This is a genomic window from Enterobacter hormaechei ATCC 49162 (assembly GCF_001875655.1).
Classification (GTDB): Bacteria; Pseudomonadota; Gammaproteobacteria; order Enterobacterales; family Enterobacteriaceae; genus Enterobacter; species Enterobacter hormaechei.
Map to the genome: position 1 here is coordinate 976552 of NZ_MKEQ01000001.1, position 21758 is coordinate 998309.

Annotated in this window: 24 protein-coding genes and 1 pseudogene; all 25 read right to left on the bottom strand. The window is 52.5% G+C overall.

Annotation, left to right across the window (positions count from 1 at the left end; genetic code table 11):
• Nucleotides 1–213: 213 nt before the first annotated feature.
• The gene (locus BH712_RS04865; RefSeq protein WP_006809142.1) at nucleotides 214–534 is read right to left on the bottom strand and encodes a hypothetical protein; all 321 of its coding nucleotides are present in this window, start codon (nucleotides 532–534) and stop codon (nucleotides 214–216) included.
• The gene (locus BH712_RS25090) at nucleotides 534–773 is read right to left on the bottom strand and encodes a hypothetical protein (protein WP_032673520.1); all 240 of its coding nucleotides are present in this window, start codon (nucleotides 771–773) and stop codon (nucleotides 534–536) included. Before BH712_RS25090 ends, BH712_RS04865 begins: the two co-directional genes overlap by 1 nt.
• A gap of 82 nt (nucleotides 774–855) precedes the next feature.
• Entirely contained in the window at nucleotides 856–2190 is a 1335-nt protein-coding gene (locus tag BH712_RS04875; protein WP_057059057.1) for a phage tail fiber protein, read from the bottom strand.
• 58 nt (nucleotides 2191–2248) lie between these two features.
• The gene (gene cor, locus BH712_RS04880) at nucleotides 2249–2482 is read right to left on the bottom strand and encodes a phage exclusion lipoprotein Cor (RefSeq protein WP_032634343.1); all 234 of its coding nucleotides are present in this window, start codon (nucleotides 2480–2482) and stop codon (nucleotides 2249–2251) included.
• A 107-nt stretch (nucleotides 2483–2589) separates the two neighbouring features.
• Complete coding sequence (locus BH712_RS04885; RefSeq protein ID WP_006809145.1) at nucleotides 2590–3261, bottom strand: hypothetical protein; 672 nt, start codon at nucleotides 3259–3261, stop codon at nucleotides 2590–2592.
• Nucleotides 3262–3576 (bottom strand): hypothetical protein, encoded by a 315-nt coding sequence (locus tag BH712_RS04890; protein WP_006809146.1) that lies wholly within the window; start codon nucleotides 3574–3576, stop codon nucleotides 3262–3264.
• Between the two features lie 43 nt (nucleotides 3577–3619).
• Nucleotides 3620–7465, bottom strand: a complete 3846-nt coding sequence (locus BH712_RS04895; protein ID WP_006809147.1) for a TipJ family phage tail tip protein — start codon at nucleotides 7463–7465, stop codon at nucleotides 3620–3622.
• A gap of 52 nt (nucleotides 7466–7517) precedes the next feature.
• A complete protein-coding gene (locus tag BH712_RS04900; protein ID WP_006809148.1) occupies nucleotides 7518–8105 on the bottom strand; it encodes a tail assembly protein in 588 nt (195 codons plus the stop codon).
• On the bottom strand, nucleotides 8105–8815 hold the full coding sequence (locus BH712_RS04905) for a C40 family peptidase (RefSeq protein WP_006809149.1): 711 nt from the start codon (nucleotides 8813–8815) through the stop codon (nucleotides 8105–8107). The genes BH712_RS04900 and BH712_RS04905 overlap by 1 nt, the downstream gene beginning before the upstream one ends.
• 2 nt (nucleotides 8816–8817) lie before the next feature.
• Nucleotides 8818–9576 (bottom strand): phage minor tail protein L, encoded by a 759-nt coding sequence (locus BH712_RS04910; RefSeq protein ID WP_006809150.1) that lies wholly within the window; start codon nucleotides 9574–9576, stop codon nucleotides 8818–8820.
• Complete coding sequence (locus tag BH712_RS04915; protein WP_006809151.1) at nucleotides 9573–9911, bottom strand: phage tail protein; 339 nt, start codon at nucleotides 9909–9911, stop codon at nucleotides 9573–9575. The genes BH712_RS04910 and BH712_RS04915 overlap by 4 nt, the downstream gene beginning before the upstream one ends.
• 2 nt (nucleotides 9912–9913) lie before the next feature.
• Nucleotides 9914–13378 carry a phage tail tape measure protein gene (locus BH712_RS04920; RefSeq protein ID WP_006809152.1) on the bottom strand — a complete coding sequence of 1155 codons (3465 nt, stop codon included), beginning with the start codon at nucleotides 13376–13378 and terminating at the stop codon, nucleotides 9914–9916.
• A gap of 58 nt (nucleotides 13379–13436) precedes the next feature.
• Nucleotides 13437–13730, bottom strand: a complete 294-nt coding sequence (locus BH712_RS04925) for a hypothetical protein (protein ID WP_071850065.1) — start codon at nucleotides 13728–13730, stop codon at nucleotides 13437–13439.
• A 52-nt stretch (nucleotides 13731–13782) separates the two neighbouring features.
• On the bottom strand, nucleotides 13783–14061 hold the full coding sequence (locus BH712_RS04930) for a phage tail assembly protein T (RefSeq protein WP_006809154.1): 279 nt from the start codon (nucleotides 14059–14061) through the stop codon (nucleotides 13783–13785).
• Between the two features lie 8 nt (nucleotides 14062–14069).
• Nucleotides 14070–14453 (bottom strand): phage tail assembly chaperone, encoded by a 384-nt coding sequence (locus BH712_RS04935; protein WP_001549114.1) that lies wholly within the window; start codon nucleotides 14451–14453, stop codon nucleotides 14070–14072.
• 32 nt (nucleotides 14454–14485) lie between these two features.
• Nucleotides 14486–14905, bottom strand: a pseudogene (locus BH712_RS04940) (phage tail tube protein); the annotation flags it as partial.
• Nucleotides 14906–14964: 59 nt separating this feature from the next.
• Nucleotides 14965–15312, bottom strand: a complete 348-nt coding sequence (gene gp17 / locus BH712_RS04945) for a tail completion protein gp17 (protein WP_006809156.1) — start codon at nucleotides 15310–15312, stop codon at nucleotides 14965–14967.
• Complete coding sequence (locus BH712_RS04950) at nucleotides 15309–15758, bottom strand: HK97-gp10 family putative phage morphogenesis protein (protein WP_006809157.1); 450 nt, start codon at nucleotides 15756–15758, stop codon at nucleotides 15309–15311. The genes gp17 and BH712_RS04950 overlap by 4 nt, the downstream gene beginning before the upstream one ends.
• Nucleotides 15755–16093 carry a phage head closure protein gene (locus BH712_RS04955; RefSeq protein ID WP_006809158.1) on the bottom strand — a complete coding sequence of 113 codons (339 nt, stop codon included), beginning with the start codon at nucleotides 16091–16093 and terminating at the stop codon, nucleotides 15755–15757. The genes BH712_RS04950 and BH712_RS04955 overlap by 4 nt, the downstream gene beginning before the upstream one ends.
• Complete coding sequence (locus BH712_RS04960; RefSeq protein ID WP_006809159.1) at nucleotides 16093–16419, bottom strand: head-tail connector protein; 327 nt, start codon at nucleotides 16417–16419, stop codon at nucleotides 16093–16095. The genes BH712_RS04955 and BH712_RS04960 overlap by 1 nt, the downstream gene beginning before the upstream one ends.
• Nucleotides 16420–16452: 33 nt before the next feature.
• On the bottom strand, nucleotides 16453–17610 hold the full coding sequence (locus BH712_RS04965) for a phage major capsid protein (RefSeq protein ID WP_006809160.1): 1158 nt from the start codon (nucleotides 17608–17610) through the stop codon (nucleotides 16453–16455).
• A gap of 2 nt (nucleotides 17611–17612) precedes the next feature.
• Entirely contained in the window at nucleotides 17613–18290 is a 678-nt protein-coding gene (locus BH712_RS04970; protein WP_032673522.1) for an HK97 family phage prohead protease, read from the bottom strand.
• A 17-nt stretch (nucleotides 18291–18307) separates the two neighbouring features.
• Nucleotides 18308–19582, bottom strand: coding sequence for a phage portal protein (locus BH712_RS04975; protein WP_006809162.1), 1275 nt, complete (start codon nucleotides 19580–19582; stop codon nucleotides 18308–18310).
• Nucleotides 19582–21096, bottom strand: a complete 1515-nt coding sequence (locus BH712_RS04980) for a terminase large subunit (protein WP_006809163.1) — start codon at nucleotides 21094–21096, stop codon at nucleotides 19582–19584. The genes BH712_RS04975 and BH712_RS04980 overlap by 1 nt, the downstream gene beginning before the upstream one ends.
• Before the next feature lie 6 nt (nucleotides 21097–21102).
• Nucleotides 21103–21588: a terminase gene (locus tag BH712_RS04985; protein ID WP_006809164.1), complete on the bottom strand. Its 486-nt coding sequence runs from the start codon at nucleotides 21586–21588 to the stop codon at nucleotides 21103–21105.
• Nucleotides 21589–21758 lie beyond the last annotated feature (170 nt).

Sequence of the window (21758 nt, forward strand, 5' to 3'; positions counted from 1 at the left end):
ATTGCATTTCCATCCTCATTTTTCTCCATGTTTTTCATTCACTTAAATTTTATTTTGGGGAATGCGATTTTGAAGAAGTGATTATGCAAAACTTCCTTTGAGCTTTAGGATGCCATCATGGGATGGAGGTTAAAATTCTCTCGTTCCGACCAAACCACACAAAAAACCAGCCGCTTATGGCTGGTTATTTGTCAGTGAAGCATGGGGAACTTTCTATATTGCAGGGCAATCATCATCTAATGCACGATTGATGAAGAACGTCACCCTACCCAGCACTTCCACTTCTTCAAGCGCTGATCCCTCAATCGCTTCACCATCATCCGTAATTAGCGCCTTGCCAATGAGTTTTGCAAACTGCGTGTGGCCGTCGCACAAAATTAACAATACATCTCCTGGCCTTTTTTTCATGGCTGGCTCAATGACTGCAAACCCAACATCTGTTTCAAGCACCCTGCTTTCGGCCCCTATGTTGCACAGAACGGATGGAGAAAGTTGGCGTTCGACGTAATCGGTAGCAGGTGATGCAAATCCCATCAGAGGACCCTCCCCATGTTTCTCAGGATCCAGTACCGGTTATCACTACCGTTTGTCGTCTTGTCAGCGAAGCCTGGCTGATTGCGCTCTATCCATGCATTGGCGTCGGCTCGGGTGAAGTGCCAGTTAAAACCACGCAACTTTTCTATAAAGCTGTCTGTTCTCAGGTAGCGGTAGCCCTTTGGGTTAAGCTCTATGGCCGCAACAAAGGCGGCCTGAATATCTGAAATTCGGGGCATAATCTGCACTCCCTTTATTACTGTGTTTATATACAGTAGTTTCAAATGGAATGCAGATCAATTTGGGTTCGCCTATTAATTTTTAAGGCTGAATGTCCCCAGGCTGCTCTGTCAGTTCAAGAGAAGCTTCGGAAGCTCTTGTTTTCCAGATGCTATCCTTTGGCATATCGAGGCGAACGTCGATCCAGCTATTGGCAGGAACATCTATAGGAGCCCCTTTCGTTTTAACAATTTCGCCTTCTTCGCTGAGTATGTATTTCCGCTTAAAAAGCCGAATCGTCAGCCCACCGCTTTCTGTCTGCTCTGCTTCAACAACACCCAGTTCCCCCATACCGCCAGGGTCCATTGGCGGCAGCAGCTGCCAGCCTTCTGATGCCAGGCCATCCGAACCGGTAAGAATATATACCCCAACTTCCAGCCGAGAGATTTTGATCCCTTCAGCCTCGGCGTTCGCCGTACCGCACCCGCACCAGACAAAACCTGGTTCATCTATATCAGTGCGTTGACATTCCTCCTGGCTTTTCACAATACGGGCAACCGGTGAAGCAGCCTTAAGAGTTCCATCGCTGGCTTTGGTGGTATTACCATCATCGTAAACTTTTCGCCAGGCATTGAAACTGAGAGCCTCTCGAGTGCGCCAAAAGAAACCAATTTGCCCCCTGGCTGCAAACTGTGCAGCATAACCTGCATCGGTATGGTGAGATGCATTTATTCCAAAAAATAATGTATTTTGAGCTGGAGCGTCGGTCTGACTGGAAACGAATGAGGATCTACCTTGCCTTGCAATATCTCCCCAGGAAATTGAGTTTACACCTCCAGCGCCAAGACCCCATGCACCGTTAATCAACGTAACCCCGACTGTGGTGTCAATTGTGGAGGATTGAGCCTCTTTCGTTGCGCTACTTCCCAAACCGAGGTTTGTGCGAGCGTCAGCAGCATTCTTTGCAGCTGTTCCGCCCTGGCTGATACTGAGTGCGGTAGTCAGACCGCTTAGGCTGGTTATATCATTGTTAGCCCCTTTTTTAGCCAGTGACTTCTGACCCGGCACGGTAAGGGCAGTGCCGTTGATAGTAATGGTGACATCAGATGTCCCGTTCATTACATCAGCGAACCCGCTCATGTAGCGCTGGTACATCGTGAAGGTTTCAGCGATATCCTGCGCCAGCCCATCCACGCTCAGACTGTCACTCAGAAGAATGGCAAACCGGGTTCCAGCGGGAACAGTTGGGTTAGCTGCTGGCGTTACGGTGAGACTTGTTGCGCTGCCGATGGTGGTAATCTGAAATACCTGCACAGGGCTGGTCATTGCAATAACGGTACAGCCGTTACGAATAAGAGAACCAGCAGCAGTGAAGTTTGTGCCGGTACCTGTAAGGGTGTTTCCGCTGATGGCGATAGTGCCAGTAGTATAAATCATGTTTTCTCCAGGCAATAAAAAACCCCGCCGGAGCGGGGTTTGTTCAAAACTGAATGGGTTAGTGGCAGGTGGTGCTGGTGAACGTGTTGGCGCTCACCCAGGTCCAGTTAAAGGGATAACCGGCGCGGTACTGTGTCTGATTGTTTTGTTTACGGACTCCGTAGATCTGGACGCTGCTTTCTTGTCCACCGACCAGGGCTGTTCCGGTGCATACGGGTTGCTGCTTCTCAATAACGCCAGCGCAACCGGAGAGCAATACCGCTACCGCCAGGCAAAGAATCATATTTTTCATAGTGGTTATATCCCAGGGCATTCATGAAACTACACAATAACAATATGAATCAATGGGATATAATTGATTTGATAGATCAATTATTCAAAATTGATCGCTAAAAACGATCAATCATAATTGGCGCAGTTAATGGCCATAATCACGTTCCTCAGATTCGAATAAGCGACGTTCTGAAGGTTGCCGCCGGGGGTTGTCTGCGGCCTGGCGAATATCCGCGTATTGCTTCCCTCAAGTTTTGCCATGCTCTTGTATATGGCCGAGTAGGGCTGCGGTTGACCGCCAGCCGATACAACCCCGGTAATTAGTCCCAGCATGGCAGGCATGCAGGCCCACTTCCCCGCCAGAGTTGTATTGATGTTGTATCCTGAGCTGGCATCCACCCCGGCGGTACCGAGGGTGACAACATCGCTCAGCGTGCGCGTTTCGTTTGTTAAAATCAGCGTCCCTGATGCATCCCACACAGCCAGCCCGTAGTCTGGCTTTGTCTGCGGGAAAATAGAGAAAAAATAAACGTACGCTGTGCCGGTTGCATTCGGTCTGAGAAAATCAATCGTGATGGTGTTCCCGCTTATCGTCTGAGTGATTTCGACCTCAACCGTGCAATGAACGAAGGCGACAACAGGCTGGCCTGCGGGGAATGTGTGCGTCACTTTGGTATTGAACCCCGATGTTCCCTGAAGTGCCGCTGTCTTTCTCGCCTGAAGAGCGATTGGCGAGCTGTTCGCGGTCACCCATACTTCCCCGCTCGTGGTCGTCAGTAAAACGCCATACTCCGCCATTTATGCCCTCTCGATCTGGAAAATGAGATAAGCCGCTGCCGCAGGCTCAGTCCCTGCTGAGTAGTCGGTATCGCCTGCTGCTGACACTGTTGCTGTTCCCCCTGAAATGGTGATCTTCCTCCGACTCGTACCAAACTGATCGCCGTTCATGCTCTGAAAATAGGTCAGCCTGCAACCCGGTGGAAGCGCTACGGTGTAAGAGCCTGTTTTCTGGTTCTGGGCCAGCTGGAGATAGCCACAAACGCTGACAGGCTTAACGCCATAGTTATTTACATTGCCTGAGGCGTCCCATGTCTGAACACCATATTCCGCCATCCAGTCCTCCTGAAAAAAAAGAGGCCCCGTAAGAGACCTCCCGTTACCATGTTCCCGTGATTCTCCCGATCTGCACCCTCAACACATTGTTGGCATCCTTGACACTGATCGTTTGATTAGTCTGCTTCATGGCTCCCTCACCAGCTGTCGAACCGTAGTTCTCAAACGTACCTCCCTTATCCAGCCTCCATCCGACTGAGCCAGCGACATAGTTATTGGACTGGATGTAGTGGCCAATCTTGGCGTTGCCGATGGTGCCGTCCTGAATGAGGGTTTCCCGGATAAACACCTGCCCGTTCTGGATAACGAACGGCAGTGTAACCGCTCCCCCCGCCTGCGCCATGACGGCGAAGCGATCCGCCAGGAACAGCACCTGCGACTGCATGCCCGATGGAGTGTTTTCTACACCGATCCCCATTCCGGCGGCATACTGCTTTCCATTCGCGTCCACGGCAACCTTGATGCTGTACATCGCCTTCAGGTCGCCGTTGACGTTCGCAATGGCCTGCGCGTTGGTGGTGATCGCTGAAGTGTGCCCGTTGATGGTCGCCGTGATGCCGTTTATCTGCGTGGCGGTGGCCTGCTGGTAATCCGAGAACGTCTGATTCAGGCTGTTGATGGATGCCTTGTTGCCGTTCACGTCAGTCTGCAAACTTAGCAGCGAACGTGCTGTTGCCTCCCTGTCGCTTGCCATGACGTTATCAATACGATCGATACCGGCCTTGCTGTCACCGTACTGCGCGCTGAGTCTCACCTGCTGATCAACCTGCGCCAGCGTACTCGTTATTAGCGCGATAGCGTTATTCTGAATGCCGCCGCTGGCAGTATCGGTTCTTGCTCCCAGCTCCTCCAGGCGGGATGCCATTGATGAAGTCGTGTCGGTGACAACCTGTCGCAACGTGGTGATATCAGCAGTGTTTTGTGAGCTGGCTTGTTCAGCTGCATCTGCCTTACCTGATGCAGCGTCAGCTTTACTCGAAGCCGAATCAGCTTTATCAGAAATGACCTGAGTGCTCGCAGTGAGCTGATCAACAGCAGTAGCCCTTGCCTGAGCTTCATCTGACAGAGCCTGCCTTACCTCGGTAACTCCCGCCTCGTTCTGCGCAGTTTTTGCCTCAAGACGGGTAACATCCGTTACGCGCGCCTCCGTTTCAGTAGCGATCACCTCCCGGAGCTGTTCGAAGGTCGCAGAGTTAGCGCCCTGCTGGGCTGTCTGCCGCACGACAACATCAGCAATAGCAAGCGCGTTGCCGATGATTGCTTCTGCTGTCTGCTTATTCGATCCAACCGCCGCTGCAAGACCGTTTGCATTCTCTTTGATTGCATCAGCCAGTTCTGCGAACTTTTCACTGCTCTCCACCGCGCTCTCGATCAGGTCTTTGAACGTATCAGTCTCTTTAATCTCCTCCAGGATTGCATCGGTGATATCGGATACATCAATGCTGGCCTGCCCGCGCACAAAGTCTGTGTACCCTGATTCGTTTCCGCTGCGGTCCACCAGCTGCGCGCGGTACCAGAAAATTTGCCCTGCCTTAAGGCCCATCTGCTGATACTTGCGCTGCGGATAGGGTACGTCTGCCAGCAGCATCGCATCGTCTTCTGTCCCGGTCAGGCTGTACTGAATTTCCGTCTTCAGCGTGTCGTCGGTGTTCGCCGGGAATCCCCAGCTCAGCTCAATACCGAAAACCACATTATCAGAAGCGATGAATCCGACCGGTTTCGGCGGATTGCCCACTTTACCCGTAAGATTCACTTCTGATGATGTCGCCCAGACTGATGAAACGTCGCTGGCGTTCACCGCCCTGACGCGGACCAGATAGCGACCCGAGTAGATACCCTGCACTTCAAAACCGAGAGAAGACGTTCGGGGCACGCTTACCCAGTTTCCGCTGTCACGCCGCCATTCCGCCTCGTACGCAACTGCACCCTGAACAGCATCCCAGGCAACGCGCATGGTGGTAATCGCAATGTTCTGGTTAACCGTAGAGTAACTGTCTACGACAATATTTCCTGGTGGAGCCTGAACCCCAGGTGGAATGACACTGACTGGCCGCTCGTCAAGTCTTGCGCCGGTATCAACGGCGGAATAGATGTCAGGGTTGTAAGTCGTCCCGGTGACTTCGAAAGTGCCGTCGTTGTTGTCCCGCGTTCCCGTAACACGGAAAAGCGCTATAAACAGATCGTCAGAGTCCACACCCCAGTTACATTCAGCCTCCGGCGTTTCGCTGTAGGGTGTAGTGACAGTGACTGTGTTTCCGTTAACGGCCTGGACGGTTCTGGCCTGAGCTGTGCCTGATGGAAGATTCAAAAACAGCCGGTTCCCGGCCTTCACATCAGCGGCGCGATCGAGGGTTATGTTGCGGCCGTTAACCGCACTCACCCTGCCGCCGATAGTTCTTCCGGCCAGCTCGTTAGCAGCCACGCCGATCACCTCCCCGACAGGTGGAACGTCCATGCCCGTGCTGAAGGTCACCACCTCGCCGATACCGTTAGTGAGCAGCGCCCAGCGCCCCCGCCGGTTTGCCTCTGACTGCCTGGTGCAGCCGATCGCAGTCATTTCTAGCTGACGATAATCGAAGCGCATGGCCAGATCGTTATCGTAAACAGGCTCAGGCGTGTCTTTATAGTGGTTGGCTGGGTCTGACCAGTTCACCAGCGCGGCAGTGTTTCGGGTGGTTTCACTCGGATCCGCAAAGGTAAATTTTCCTTCAACAACGCTGGCGTGGTTATAGATGTGCCACACATCCCGTGGCATATCAGCCAGGACATACATCTTATTGTCGCCCCAGTACGTCATGCCGCGAAATATACCCGCCAGATCACGAAGTACAGTCCAGGCGTCATTACGGTCCTGGATATAAACGTTGCAACGAAAACGAGGCTCCGTCCCACTTCCGCCCTTGCCATCTGGTACCAGTTGATCGCAATACTGGGCGATGCGATAAAGTTCCCATTTGTCTATCTGAGTCGCATCGATTCTTTGACCCAGCCCGAAGCGCTCGTTCAGAATGATGTCGTAATAAATCCAGGCAGGGTTATCCGTCCACGCCCATTTAAATACGCCCTCCCATTTACCAGAATAAGTGCGGGTTTCGGGATCATAAGTATCAGGTACACGGATGATTCGCCCTTTCGGATTGCACACAACCTGAGGAATGCCATTAGGGAACTGCTTTGCGTCAAACTCAACATACAGCAGCGCTGTGTTAACGTAGCGAAGTTTGGCGTCAATAATTTCAGTAACGGCCACAACGCGCATGGTGTCGACGATATTCACGCTCGTGGAATCCGGCGTGATTCTGCGAACCCGCAACTGCCATCCAGTCGAGGCTTTCGGAAGATTGACGCGGTGACTGCGCTCATAAAGCGACGTGGTTTTGTCATCAACAGCACCGTTAACCACCGTTTCATACGGCCCGCCATCGACCGACAGATCGATAGCATACTCGACGCGGGTGCCGACTTTATCACCGTTGTTTTTCTGGAGTAAAAGAGTTGGCCATCCCAGGCGAATTCGCAGCGCAGAGAGCTGCGTGTTGGATACCGCGCGCACGTACGGCACAGCCTGTTTCAGCTCGTATGAAACCTGAAGTTCGTTTTCAATGCCGGGGAAGCCCTGAATGTAGTCCTGGTCCTGAGTACCGGAACGGAACTCATATTTCACATTATTGAAGTTATAACTTCCGTCGGCGTTCTGAAGAGGCGTGTAGGAAGATGAGTCACCAAGAAAAATGTTTTTACCATCAAGCCCGCCAGCGAACTCACCCTCTCCAAGCGCAATCAGCACCTTTGCCCTTGCAATGGACTGAATGCTGTCCGGTGCTTCAACGGGTGTTCGGGTCTGATTGCTGCCACCTTTACCGCGGCCTTTGATGATTGTCGTCGTCATATCGCGTCCATAAAAAAGCCACCGTCAGGTGGCTTGCAGTACGTGGTTTGGTTTATTGCTGATCTTCTGCATAAACCCCGGCGGATATAATGGCGCCGCCAATTTCCCGTTGCCCATAAAGCAGGGGAACGGGATTGCCAGATGCCGTCGTGTTAACGGGACCACCAAACGCATAAGAGGGTTTGTTATCAGGTTCCTGACGCATTCGCAGACCTGAAACCTGAGGAGAGAGCATTTGCACTACACCGCCAACGGCCATAGAACCAGCTGCGGCATAGAGTGCCATTTGTGTGCTTGCTGCCCATCCTATTGGGTTCCACCAGGTAAAGGCTGCAATTGCGGCGGCAGTAACAATTTGAAAGAGGCCCGCCCTTTTACTACCGCGTATGACAGGGATAATACGGATCTCATCGCCAGGCCCAAGAAGATCAAACTCTTCCTTGCCTATGTTTATTTGGTTTCGGAAGATGACAAAATCCAGCCCTTTCGCTCTGGTCTCGCGCAGGTAAGCATCAAATCCATCAATGGTGTTAGAAAGCGCCCTGAAAACTTCGCTGGCGGACGTTAGTGCACGGCGATGTGTCCTGCCAAATCGCTGAGCCATTGAGCCGCTGAGTTTGATAACGGTTTTTCTTTCCATTACATCAAATCCTTATAACGCAGAATTTTGATGGTACGATCACGGTAATAGCCACCGTAGGGAATACGCTGGCTTAGCTGGCCATACATGTGATGCAGTAGCATGTTGCCATCAAGCAAAATCCCGGCATGGTTAGGGACGGTGGACTGAACCTGCATGATAACCATGTCACCTGGCTGAGCGGGACCGTCGTACTCACGGAAACCGCATTCCTGCCAGTTATCCATATAGAGGTTTTCACCCTGCTCCCACCAGTGGCGATCTACGCTGTAGTTGGGCAGTTCAATGCCGTGCTCGATGCGGAAATAGTCCATGATGAGAGACCAGCAGTCTGCATACCCGAGTACAAACTGGCGCCCTGTGAGGGGTCGGTCTCCGCGAGGCATGACGGTCCGAATGTCGCCCTCCGGCCACGATGCAATAATCCACGGCAGTTCCGTGGCATCACACATCAGCATGTCGAGCTCGCTCGGCTGAGTTGTTGCCCCGTCGCCGGGATGGCTGTGGACGATCGCCACCACAGTGCCCTGCTCTTCGGCGGCCGCATAATCCTCAGGATTAAGTTCAAATTGCTCAGTCGGCGACTCAGAATTATTTTTGCAGGGGATGTACTTCTCCACCCGTCCCTTCTGGATAACCACGCCACAGCACTCTTCAGGGAAGGATGCGGCGGCATGTGCCAGAATGGCGCTAACTGTTTTGTCGCGCATAACTATCCTCTCAGAAGTGAAGCTCCAGGAAACCCGCCATAATCCAGCTGTTCATTTTCTCCGAAGCGAGGTTTACAGCCTGTTGACAGCAGTCCGGAGCAAACATCCTGTGAAGGATCGTCCACCCGGTTGCCGTCTTTATCGAACCAGCCGTTTTGCCCGGCGTAGGTGCAGCCGTTCCCCGTTTTGTACCAGCCCCGCATGCACCACGTGCACATTGGCTGAATTTGCCGAGTCGGAATGAGTTGCCCGCGCAAATCGGCTGGACTGGAAAGCTCAAACTCTACGGTTTCATCGTCTGATCCTGATTTACGGTCGATGTAATAAACCTGTTTGCGCTCCTCGTTGGGATTCGCAGTTGGGTTCCCGTCAGGAAAATTTCTTGCGTCCAGGTAGTGGGCGAAGGTGTCATGGATGATCACCTTTGCCTTAGCCATCCCCTGAAACCTTCGGCACAGCGCGCCAATCGTACCGCTGATGTTTGCCACGGTGAGAGACGGCCGTGAACTCTGGCCGTCACTGCTTACAGATATGCCGGTCAGTTCATACGGCCACGCGCCATACTCCTGCCCCTGCCACCACACCGACTTCGGCTCAAGTTTTGACTCGTCGCCGCCTGCGGCGATGATTTCCGCCTCGGTATGCGGGATTGTCTCGTTGTGAAAGCGAAGAATACCCGCACCGAACGCTGAGCCGTCCACCTCGATCAGGCGGACGCGCTTACCCGGTTCCAGTTTCTGGACATCAGATGAAATACTCATGGATGGTATGCCTGTATGAATGTGCTGCTGAGGGTGTATTTTTTGTTGCCGTGGGTAGATATCTGGAAGGATTCCGCGCGCCATAAACCTGAAGGCTCAAGCGGCGGCTTCCAGATAAATGACTTCCACCCGGCATGTCTGTTCAGAAAGTTTTTAATGGTCTGAATGTAAGCCTCGTCACCGGTAAAGCTCACGCTCCACTGAGGTGTTACCGGGTTGATACCGTCCCCGGCCACCTGCGCATAGCCATCGCCAAACTGTGCCTTTCGGGTACGAAAATTTGTATCAACCTGAGAGGCAACCTTTGGGCACCAGCTGAAGGTTTCGACTGCCATGGTTAAACTCCCTTGATTAATCGCCACAGAGGCGAGCCCGGCATGCTGGCCTGTTCGTTAATGACACCAGTGATGGCATCCTTAAGCTGCCTGCCTGCTGCTCCGGCAGTACCCTGACTGGACGCCTGTGGAGATCCGCCCTGAATATTGATATCGCCGAAGTTAACTGAAGGCACACCGCCAGAGACCTGTGGCATCCCCACTGCGCGAACAGCAAGATCACCATTAGGTGCCCGCGTGAGTGGCATAATGGCTTCAGGACCTGCCTCGCCGAAAATGCCCGCACCTTTGGCAAAAGCAAACAGCTGAGGCGTCTGAAAAACGCCATTGCTGTAAGCGCTCAGGGACGGAGAGTCGTAAACATTACCCTTCGCATTAAAGGTAAAGTTCGCGCCGGCATTCTGAATAGCGGTACCGCTGCTGGCGGTTGCGGCTGACGAGGCGCCAAAACTGAACAGTGATCCAATTGAGCTGACGCCATTAGCAACAGCCATGTTCACCAGAACGTTCTGGATGATCTTCAGTACGCTCACGCCCCAGTCCTTCCAGCTGTCAACGTTGCCATTGAGCATGTCGGTGATCGTGGTGACCGCGCCACCCATGGCCTGCTTCATGCCGTCAGCGGCCATGGAAGAATAATCAGTAGCTTCGTCCACCCAGTTCGCATAACCCTCAGACAGTCCCGTCATCCAGTCGTCACGCTGCGCATCAGAAGCTGCGTAATATCCCTCCTGGTCGCGCAGGCGCTCTTCGAGGTAGCGCTTATTAAGTGCCAGCCCCTGCTGATAGAACGTCTCGTCGATTTCACCAGCCTGACGCTGGCGGAGAAGATCGGTATTCTTCTGCTCAAACTCCTTACGCAGATTGAACTGCTCCTGAAGTCTTTCACGGAACCTGGTTCCCTGCCCGTAGCCCAGCAGTTGCGCTTCATTGGCTGCGCGGGCGCTGGCGTTACTGTCAGCAAGGTTGGCTTCGTAATTTCGCAGTTGCTCACGCAATTTAACCTGGTCAATCAGCGCAGCATTCTGCAATACCGTCTTTTTCTGGGCTTCTGTCAGAGAAGCAAGCTCCCCCTGGCTGACCTGGTATTTAACCTTCGCCAGTTCAGTATTCTGGCCTTGCAGGGCAATCTGCTCTTTTTGCTGCTTGATAAGGCGCTTATACACATCCTCGGTTTTCTCGCCTTCGGTTTTACCGCCCTTCGCCTTAGGTTTGTTGGCCTCATTATTCCGCCATTCAGCAAGGCCGTTATTAATCAACTCCTGACGGCCTGTCTGGAATTGCGGATCACTGGTTAACCCCAGGTCATCGGCTGCATAACTCAGACGCAGGCGCTCTTTTGCTTCACCCTTCAGGCGTGACAACTCCAGATCCCGGCGGCTCTTTTCGAGGGCATCAGTTTGCTTTTTGTCGAGGTCGGCCTGAGGAAGTCTGAGCGGGACGTTAGCCAGCCCCTGACGCGCCATAAGGAGCTGATTACCCAGTCCCAACAGGCGGTTAAATTCAGTATGCTGACCATTCATCATGATCATCGACTGATAAGCCGCATTCTGCCGCCAGGCTTGTTCGCGTATTAAATCATTACGCCGCCGCTCAATTTCTTCGAGAGTCTGCTGGATGCCGCGAGACTTATCTCGCATACCATTTAACTTCCCCTCTTCAACAGCGAGCTGATCTGTGGCGATGGCAATAGCTCTTAAAATATCCGCATCGTTAACGCTAGTTATACCTGGCTGTCCACGGGCTGAGTTCAACTTATCAATTTCATCTTTTAAATTTCGGACTTTTTTGGCTTGCTCATCAATCAGACGATTTTGCTCTACCAGAGCACCAACAGTCCTCCCCCTATTATCGTCTGTTTCAGACAAAGACATGCGGGAAGTTTTTTCTCGTATCTCGTCGATTTGACTGGCATATTCCTGAGCAGAACGCCGAGCCTGCTCCTGATTCTGATACATCGCATACCAAGCTCCTGCTCCCAGCATCACCAGACCCGGCACGCCGCCAATCAGGCCAAGCGCACCACTCATCAGGCGAGTGCCGACAGATGTTACGCTATTGAGATTGCTTTGAGTCGAAACACGATTTGAGATGTTACGGTTTAAAGCAGCCTGAGCGGCAGCCAGACGCCTTTCAGCGACAGCCTGAGTGTCGGCATTTTTAGCTGCTACCAGCCCTGCCTGCGCGCGTTCAAGTGCTGTTCTGGCTCGCACCTTTTCCGTAGCTGTACCACTGGCAAGAGCGGTAGTCAGTCTGGTATGGGCCGCAGTGACATTTGCTTCAGCCGCCGCGACCTTTTCTTGCTGAGCCGCCTGAACATCTGCACTTCTTGAACTCTGTACTGCTTGCTGAGCCCGATAAACTTCAGCCCTGGAAGCCGCAACAGCAGACTGCGCCGCTTTATCCTGCGCGACTGCAAGGGCAACCTCTGATTTCGCAGCTGAAATTAGCGCACCTGTTGCACTCGTGGCACTGGTTACAACTCCGCTTAGGTAGCGTGCCAGTCCCACGCCAACAAGCGCCCCAGCGACTGTTGTAATTGTTGACATATTGTCAGCAACGTCACTAAGCGCGCCGCTCACTGCTGATGAAGTAAAAGAATCAAGCGTCTGGGCAACATTATCCAATCCGCCAGACAACGCATCAGTAGCACCGGTTGCCTGGTTTACACCGCCCACCCAGGCCATGAATGAGTTAGTTACTTTTTGAAGGGATCCGGAAACCGTTTGTGGCATGCTGGCAAATTCGCCCTGCAACGCTTCTAACTGGCTCATCAAAGCTGGGACAACCTTATCAATCGTAAGCTGTCCCTGGTCAGCCATGCTCTTGAGGTCTTTACGGGCCACGCCCATTCCCGCAGCCAGAGCGCGGATTACCCGATCACCGGCTTCGTTAACGGCATTAAATTCTTCACCACGAAGAACGCCTTGTGCGAGCGCCTGGCTGAACTGAGTAATAACAGAGCTCGCCTCCTGAGTGTTAGCCCCGGAAATTTTTAGGCCGGTAGAGACAGCTTCGGTAATTTTCAGAACTTCGTCAGAGCTATAGCCGTACTCGCGCATTGAGGCGGCTGCTCGGGAAAAAAGGTTTGCGTTATCTGAAAATGCCGTGCCGGTTCTTTGGCTGATTTCCATTAACTGACGCTGTGAAGCGGCAAAATCATCAGCAGAAGATGATGCCTGTTTAAGACGAGCGTTTACGGAGTTCCACTCATCAGCAATCTGCACAATTTTACCCGTTGCAAAAGCTGCCGTAGCTGCGGCAGCAGCCCTTCCAGCAGATGCAAATCCGGCAGTCAAATCAGAGAGCGCCCTTTCGCTCTCTCTGGCAGCAGCAGCGGCCTGCCGACCGCCATTCTGCATGGTGCGGTAATAATCCTGCCCCATGCGTGAGGCGCGGGAAATTTCCGTCTGGAATGACTGCGAGTTAGCGGAAATTTTGATTATTAACTCACGTAATGTTGCCATCAATTTTCTCCAGGCGAAAAAAAAGCCCATCAACGGGCTTTTTGTTGTGATATAAACCTCATGGCTTGTCTAAAAATTCTCTCAGAGCTTCCGATTTATTGCATGAATCTTTATTAATCGTCATCCCTGCCTCTTTTTGCTTTTGACAGAAATAGTAGTAATCATCGTTTGTTTTTATATAGCCCATGATTTTAAAAAAAGCCTTTTTACACAATTCAGGATTTGCATGATCAGAGCAAATCGTAGACGTATAGCTTTGCAACTCATTTGGTTCTAATGGAGCCAGTGTTTGAGTTGCATTTGAAACACAACTGAAACCAAAAAATAATACAAATAAGACTAGTTTTTTCATTGCCTTCACCAAAATCATTAAAAAACAATCCTATTATTTTGCAGTTCATTTGTCACTGAGTTGCAGCTGTAAGTGCAGCTTCAAGCCCTGCAAACGGGTCCTTCGGTTCTGATTGCTCATCGCCACCCCATCGCAGGATCGCATCGTCCAGCGGTACTTTTGCCCCCTGCGAGCCGTAGATGGCAGAGACGAGCTGGGCGGCCTGAATGTCACCACGAATATCGCCAACCGGACTTTGCCTGTCGTACTCAATCCACATCAGAAGCTCGCTTGCCGTCATATTCTGCCGAAGCTCTGAGAGCGTGCGCCCCATCCGGAGCGCAAGCGACATCAGAAACTTTACGCCGGGGGTTGAGACTTTTCCCGCGCTTCGTCCGCGTTGTTGATCAGGTCAAGCGCCTGTTTGAGCAGGCGTGAATGGACGGGGCCGTAGATTTCACGTACCTGCTCTTCTTCGTCTACGCTGAATACCGGTTGCTTATCGGTGTCGCACAGGACGTCAATGAAGAGCACCACGTCAGCGCAAAGATTACGGTGTGCCTTTTCCGATACCGACACATTTTCATCATCAGCACCCGCTTTCACCACTTCCTGCCAGCGCAGCCAGGCTTCACCTGACGGCTCACGGAGAACCACTTTGACGCCCTCCCACTCAGGAACGGCGACCGTCTTATGACGAAAACCCGACATCTTAGCCAGGGCGAGATTTTTAATATTCTTCATGAGACCTCTCAGGAGCCAGACTCGATGTTTTCAGGCTTACCTTTCAGGCGCAGGGAGAACGTTGCCGCCACTACGCCGTTGGTACCTGAAGACCAGGTGTGCTGGCGGATTTCAGCCAGGAACTTAAAGCCCTTGCCGGACGGGAAGATAACCTGGAAAGCGTAGGTCGTATCGTTGTCATAGGCCTCACGCAAGGCGTCCTGCGCCGGATTCTTGTAGAAGTTTCCGGACAGAGAGATTTCTGACGGAGAAGGCAGGCCGTTGATGTTCTCCTGCTCGGTGGAGCAAAGCGTTGTTACGTCGATATCCTGCTTCTGCCCACCGGTGAACTGAATTTCTTTGATGGTGCAACTCAGATCGAGGAAGGTTGCGGAATCCATCGTTTCTTTGGTGGCTGGCAGGGAGGAAATAAGGATCTTCGTCAGCTGCGATTTTTCATAAAGTGCAGACATAGCTGTCTCCTGGAAAAAGAAAACCCGCCATCAGGCGGGTTCGTTGGGTGAATTAATTGTCAGGGGGTAACTTTAAAATCCAGGGTGGCACGGTAGAGCCGATAATCTGGCTCGTACCCGGGGATTTTTACCACCTCTGTAGGGGTTAACGGCTCAAGCGAAGCGAGCACCAAATCTCTCAGGGATCGTGATTCAGCGATCGAAGTGGAATACACATCGACCTGAACGGAAACCCTGCTCTCTGCCTGGCCACACAGTACGTCAGCGGAAACATCATCGACGATGGAAAAGATAATCCAGGGTGGAGAGACAGACGGTTTCCCGTCACTACCTAATGGCGCAACATAGGGGTATACCCGTCCTTCTGCCAGGGGAGAAAGCAAGGCGTAGATATTATCTTCATTCACTTGCTCAATACCTCATCAATAGCCTGATTCATCCTGGCAATGGCGACGCTGGCGGCCTCTTCCTCGCGCGTATCGTAAGCGGGTCGCACAAAAGGATGCGCAGGCATGTTCGCAGTGCCAAGCTCCACAAAGCGCCAGTAAAAGGCGTTTCTCGGGTTATTCGCCTTCATCGTGTTATCGCTGTTGCCGGTGCGCGGGTTAACGCCACGAATATGGACGCCGGAAGAAATTTCCCCGCGGCGGCGGCTTTTTTGAGTAACCACCACCACGTTTTTTTTCAGTTTTCCGGTGCGTACCGGTGCACGTGCGATCACTTCTTCCTTAAGCACTTCCGCGCCGGCGCGCGTGGCATCACGAAGAACCTTATTGTTTTCAGCGCGGCTAAGCGCCTCCAGATCCTTTGCTATGTCATTTAACCCGGAAAAATCGAGGCTCGTCTCAATCATTTTTCAGCTCCCGTTTTGCAAAGAATTTCCAGGCGAGTGCCGGTCGAATTTGCTACCGGAGGACCGATGATATTTAGCACCTGGCCTTTATACGGCCCGCTTAGCACTTCCAGACGAGAAGAGGCGTTCAGGTCAGCCCTGAAGCGCATCCATACGCGAATAGTTGCCTGCGCCGTCTCCACGCCGCCTGACAGCTGCTCTCTGCCGCTGATCCCCTTCACCTCGGCAGAAATCGGCCTGCCACCACTCCACGATTCAACCGGCTGGCCAGATGGATCACGCGAGGTTGTGAAGGTGAGAATTTTTACCCGGTGCCTGAATCGTCCCGGTTCCATCAGGAGCCCTCCTCTGATTCGGCTTTACCGCGCCAGTTGCGATGAATGAACATCATGCGTTCGGCGGCTGCATTCTCATAAAGCTGCACTTCGCTTTGTGCCGTCCGGTGTTCAAACATGTCAGCAAAGACAAGCAGAACGGCGCCCTTAACGGCGGCAGGAATATCAGCCGCAACCTTCCATGCTGGTTCATCGCACCAGCGTATGCAGTAGTCAAAAGCGGCCTGGGCGTACAGCGTGATCAGCTCGTCCCTGTCGTCTTCCTCAAACTCAATCTGCTGCTTAAACAGACTGAGGGAAATTACATCCAGAACATCTATCGCCATACGTTAAAAGGGCGGGTTTCCCCGCCCCCTCCATCATGAGCCAGAAGAGAAGGTGCCCTTGATGATTGCTGTCGGGCGATAATGCGCCAGCGCCAGACGCTCTTCGCACAGGATGGTCAGCATGTTTTTCACGAAGTTATCGCGGTCTTCACGGCTGACTTCCACGGTGGCATCCATGCGATCCCAGACCTGTGAGGCCATATCGAAACCACCTACGGTAAAGGTGCCGGCGGCCTGCGCCTTAGTCGGAACCACTGGCAGGCCCCACATGATGTTACTGGTGAAAGCCTGAGGACCACCGAAGATATAGCGGCCTTCATTGTCTTTCAGCAACGCGATGTTGTGCCAGTCGCGCGGGTTCAGGACGATACCGGAAGCGCTGAACTCAGACTCGGTCACCTGATAAATAGCGTGAGCGATAATGTCAGCGCGGGTGTCGCCGGTGGCATTCAGCGAGGTGTCATAGGCCGTTGCCACTTTGTTCAGCCCTTCCAGGTTATCCCCGGTACCGTCGCCGTTCAGCAGCTGGCCCTCTTCCTTCAGTGCCAGGCCGTACATGAGGCGGTTGTTAATGTAGGACTGAAGCATTGGCGCATCATCCATCACCTGACGTGATGCCTGCACCCAGTGCGCGATGGTCTTCACGTTCGCTGTTTGTTTGCTGAAGGTGATATCCGATTCTGGCTTCAGCGCTTTCTCTGCCACCACGTCGGCGTTATTGGTAAACACCTCTTCACGCACATATTCCAGAGCGTTACTGGAAATGCGGCCCTGAGCCAGCAGATCACGAATGGTAAGACGGCGCAGGCCTGGCATGATGATGCCTGGGATCTGCATCGGCTGGATCAGTGAGCCAGCCGAATCAGCGTCACTGCCTAATGACTTGTTAAACGTTTTCGCGCCGAAGGTGCCCTGTTTACCGTCCCATGACTTAATAAGCTCTTCAGCAGCCCGTTCAGAGAAGGATTTCTTCTCACCAGGATTCTCAGCGCCGGATGCCAGTTTCTGTTCCAGATCGAAGAGGCGAGTGCCGGATTTGGTCAGCTCTTCCTGTACTTTCATCAGGTCGGACTGCAACTGTTTAGAAACCTGCCCCGTGCTTTCGATTTCTGCTTTCTGCGCATCGAAAAGCTGGGTCATTTTCTGCTGGGATTCTTCGATAGCTTTTTGAATGAGAGCGAGTTCTGACATAATTATTTACCTAAGTTAGAAGGGAAAGATTGGATGCTCTGAAGCAGAGCTTTGATTTGTGCTTCGTTTCCGTCGCCCTCGGACTCGCTCCGAATCGCTGACTTAAACCGGGCAATTAGCCCAACTGCCTGTGATTTGGTGAGGCCGACTGAATCCCTCAGCCAGTTCTCCACATCACGGATCGTTTCAATGCCGTCGACACTTTTCATGGCTGCAATGCCGGCCTGTTCGTTGGCCGGGAAAGTGCAGACGCTTATTTCACGCAGTGCCTGGACATTCTTGAAAATTCGACCGGTGGGAATGGTGGTGTAATCATCTTTTGCAACGGAAAAGCCAACCGACATGCCCTCAACCGTACCGTGCTGCATTGCAGCTTTAAGATCAGTGGCCCCGCTGTGCCCTGGCGTTAGTTGACCGCGCACATACAGCCCTTTTTGGTCTTCTTCCAGGTTGTCCCATTTTCCAACTGGCAGTTCCCACGTCCTGTGGTTAAAAAACATCGCCACTTTTCGGGTCTGGTTTGCCAGTGCGTTTTTAAACGCCCCGGGAAGAATGATGTCGCCATCGGAATCAGTGTTATTAAAGACAGAGGCATATCCTTCAAAGATCCCCTGCTTTCCGTCACCGGTGAATTTGATTTCTGTCTCGTCGAAAGAGAGCGTTTTTACAATTTCAGGCATTACGGCCCCCATAAAAATTAAGCCCCGTCATTACGGGGCTCTTTGTTGGTTCCTAAGTCGGTGATCGGCACGTATTGCGCCTGTCGCATTGCCACATCGCCACCAGGTAATGGAGGCATGTTGTCAGTTCGACGCATCTCGTTAATGGTGCGGAGCCCAGATTCGCCCATTGCCTTCATAAAGGCTGCGCGGGATGCAGAATCGCCCCTTAACAGACCATCAAGATTATGCTCAGCGTGAATCCGGCCAACATCCTTAGCCGGGATAAGCCAACGCTGAATGCTGTTTTCCCACCGGGAGATATAGGGCTGTAGTGTGTACTGTAGAAACCCGAGATTTTGCTGCTCGATGCCTGAGCCCCAGCTCGTTGACTTCTCCACATCGCCGACAAGGTGAGGCGGTACGCCAAAGAATCGCGCCAGCTCGCTAACCTGGAATTTTCGGGACGCCATCATCTCGGCATCCTGTGGCGTTACGCCGATAGGTGAGGTGGTAAATCCTGCTTCCAGAATCCAGAGCCTTTTTTTTACAGGCCCGCCGGCGATCTCTTTAAAGTTCTCTTCAAGCTGATTTCGCTGTGGTTCGGTTAGAACTCTGTCTCCGGTCATGAGAATTTGCGGAGACTTGGCGCCATTAGCAAAGAAATCACGTTGCTGATCCTCCATCGCCACCGCCACCCCTGCCGATTTACAGGCAAAAGCAATTGGTGACAGGCCGACCAGCCCGGTGAATCCGAAGCCTTTAAGGTGAAAAATCTCTCTCTGCGAAAAGTCGGCGTATTCGCTGTCTCGCTGATAGCGATAAACCACTTTTTTTCCGACAAGTTTCACATCCATACTGGCTGATTGAAGCGGGAGAAGGCTTATCACGTCACCCGCACTGTTGCGGTCAATCAGTGCATACGCGTTACCGAAGAAACAGAGCTGCATTGTCATGGCCTCCCTGAATTCCTGAGCGGTCATGTACTGATTCGGTGAGTAGCGCAGCAGTCGCGCCAGTGGATTGCTCAAATCCACTTTTTTACGGTTGTCATTCTGGTCTGTTTCGAAGACATCAAGCGGTAAGCATGCCGTGAGCGTTGAAATCAGGCTCACGCAGCGCCACACAGTCGAAATTTGCAGTATCCGTTCATCGTTAATGGATGAATCGCCCAGGTGTCCGTGGGCCGAAACAGGCCCCGTCTGTGAGCCCTGATTTGGGGTGACTAAACGCCCGCCGACAAACCAGGACTGAAGCTTTGCCCACCAGCCGTTATTGGTTCGCAGGTCAATTGTGTATTTAGGTTCTTCCATCACATGCTCAGCGGTCGGAAAATGAAGTCATCGAAGTCACCACCTTGTTCGGTAACTTCCCCATTAGCAGCACCAACGGACATCGTCATTGCGACCATGCCATCAATACGGCCCGTTGCTTTGGATTTATCCAGCTTACGGTTGCCAGCGGCATCTTTTACGATCACCGCGTTCCAGGCACACATCGTTAATACCGGGTGCATGCCATGCCTCACCCGCCCGTTCAGCATCAGTGACTCAAGGGTGTCTACAGCTGGGCCCATATCCTTAAAACCCTGCCCAAATTCTACCAATGGAAGGTTCAGGCCGATGTCGTCAGCTTCTTTCCTGAACTGATCAATTCGCCAGCGGTCGAAGGCCATCGAGGTAATGTCGAAATCGCCAATAATTTCAGCGATGTCGGCAACCACGAATGAGTAATCGACGGAAGCACCTGGAGTGGTACGCAGAAGTCCCTCTCCTGCCCATACGTCATACGGTGCACGGTCTGTTTTTGACCTTGCTCCCAGCGTCTTTTCAGGTGTCCAGAAGAACGGGAAGATATCCCAGATGCCATCTTCTGCTTCACCAGCGATAACCAGCGCCGTTAAGTCATTCCTTGCTGAAAGATCCAGCCCCGCGTACCACTTCCTCGGCGTATTAACCGGCATGCCGCCGCACAGCTCCCACACGCTGCGGGAGATAAACGGTGATACGGTGGAAACGCGCTGGTTCAGGTTGAGGTTGCGGAATGTGTTCTCGAAGCTCGGCATTCGCGAGGCCATTTCAGCCTGGCGCGCCATGTCTTTTTCGGAACGGAAGGTTCCTAGCGCCGGGTTCGCGGCAAGCCAGGATTCTCGCTTACTGATATCAGCGTCTTTTGGCGCTTCGTAAACGTGGCAGACAATGTGCGGATCTTTCGATTTGACCGCATCATCAATCCAGATGCTTAACAGATCGGCGTCGTTCGCCGCCTGAGTGCTGATAACTATCAGTAGCGGATTCTCATGCGCGCCTTGGGCTGTGGTGATCGCATCGATAAAATCATCCTGCGGCCCCCTTACCTGCCCGGTTTCGTCCAGAATCGCCAGAACAGGCGACAGGCCGTGCGTGGTTTTACCCTCAGCAGATAACGCCTTATATTCGACATTACACGGCAGCCCGATCAGCTTTTTGCCGCTGGGCGTGATGTGCACAATCTCCTGCAACTTCGGGTTCAGGTTGACCATCTTCACCGCCAGGTTGAAAACGATGGATGCCTGTTCCCGGCTCAAAGCGCCACTGACGATCTGGGTATTCTGTACCGCTTCTGGCCCCACCAGATGCGCCAGCAGGATGCCGGCTATCAGCCCCGTCTTGCCGTTTTTTCGGGCGATGCTCAGTATCGCTTTATCGGTACCGACTGGATTGTCGTAAACCGCCAGGATGAATTCTTTCTGGAAGGGGTCAAGCCGCATGGCCTTACCGAGAAGTTTGCCTTCCGGCACAATGCAAAAGCGCTCAATGAACGCTATTACACGCTCACCTCGCGTCATAGTCTGTTATCCGTGCTTGGGAAAGGCGATCAGGTTGTCGTCCTGGTCCTGATGCCCGTTTTTGGTATTCCGTGCATCACGATCGTTCTGATTACGTTTCTTCTGGTCGCGACTTTCGCCGTTGGTTGCGTGGGAATGGATCTGGAGGTCGCGGCGCTGAGCCAGGATAGTTCGTTGTAGCTCAACAATTTGCTTGCGGAGGTCTTTAATAAGGCCTTCGTCTCGCTCCTCCCCGCGTATACGCTCTTCTTTGCGTAAATCCTTGCGTAAAACGGTGATATAGAGCTGATTATTAGCAAGTTCTACGGCGGCCAGCAGGTCGGCAGGCGTCCAGCTGTCCAGAGCTTTCGATCTGATATTGTCATGCCAGAATGGTTCGGCTTTTTTCTCCAAACCTGCATGGGACGGCGGATCGATGGTGTCCACAGCTGCATTTTTCATGGCCTGAACCGCTGCCGCCGAACTGTCGGAACGGGTTCGTTTATCTGCCATATGTCAACACCTTAAAACTAAAAAAATCGGGTTAGCGTTAAAATCAAACTTTGGCGGCGGTCATTTGGGGCAAAGGTTTTGAAGATTTGATCCCCCCCCTGCCCTGATGCGATTCATTCTCATTTGATATCATTGCATTTGAAATGATTTCACATGATAGGTAATCGACT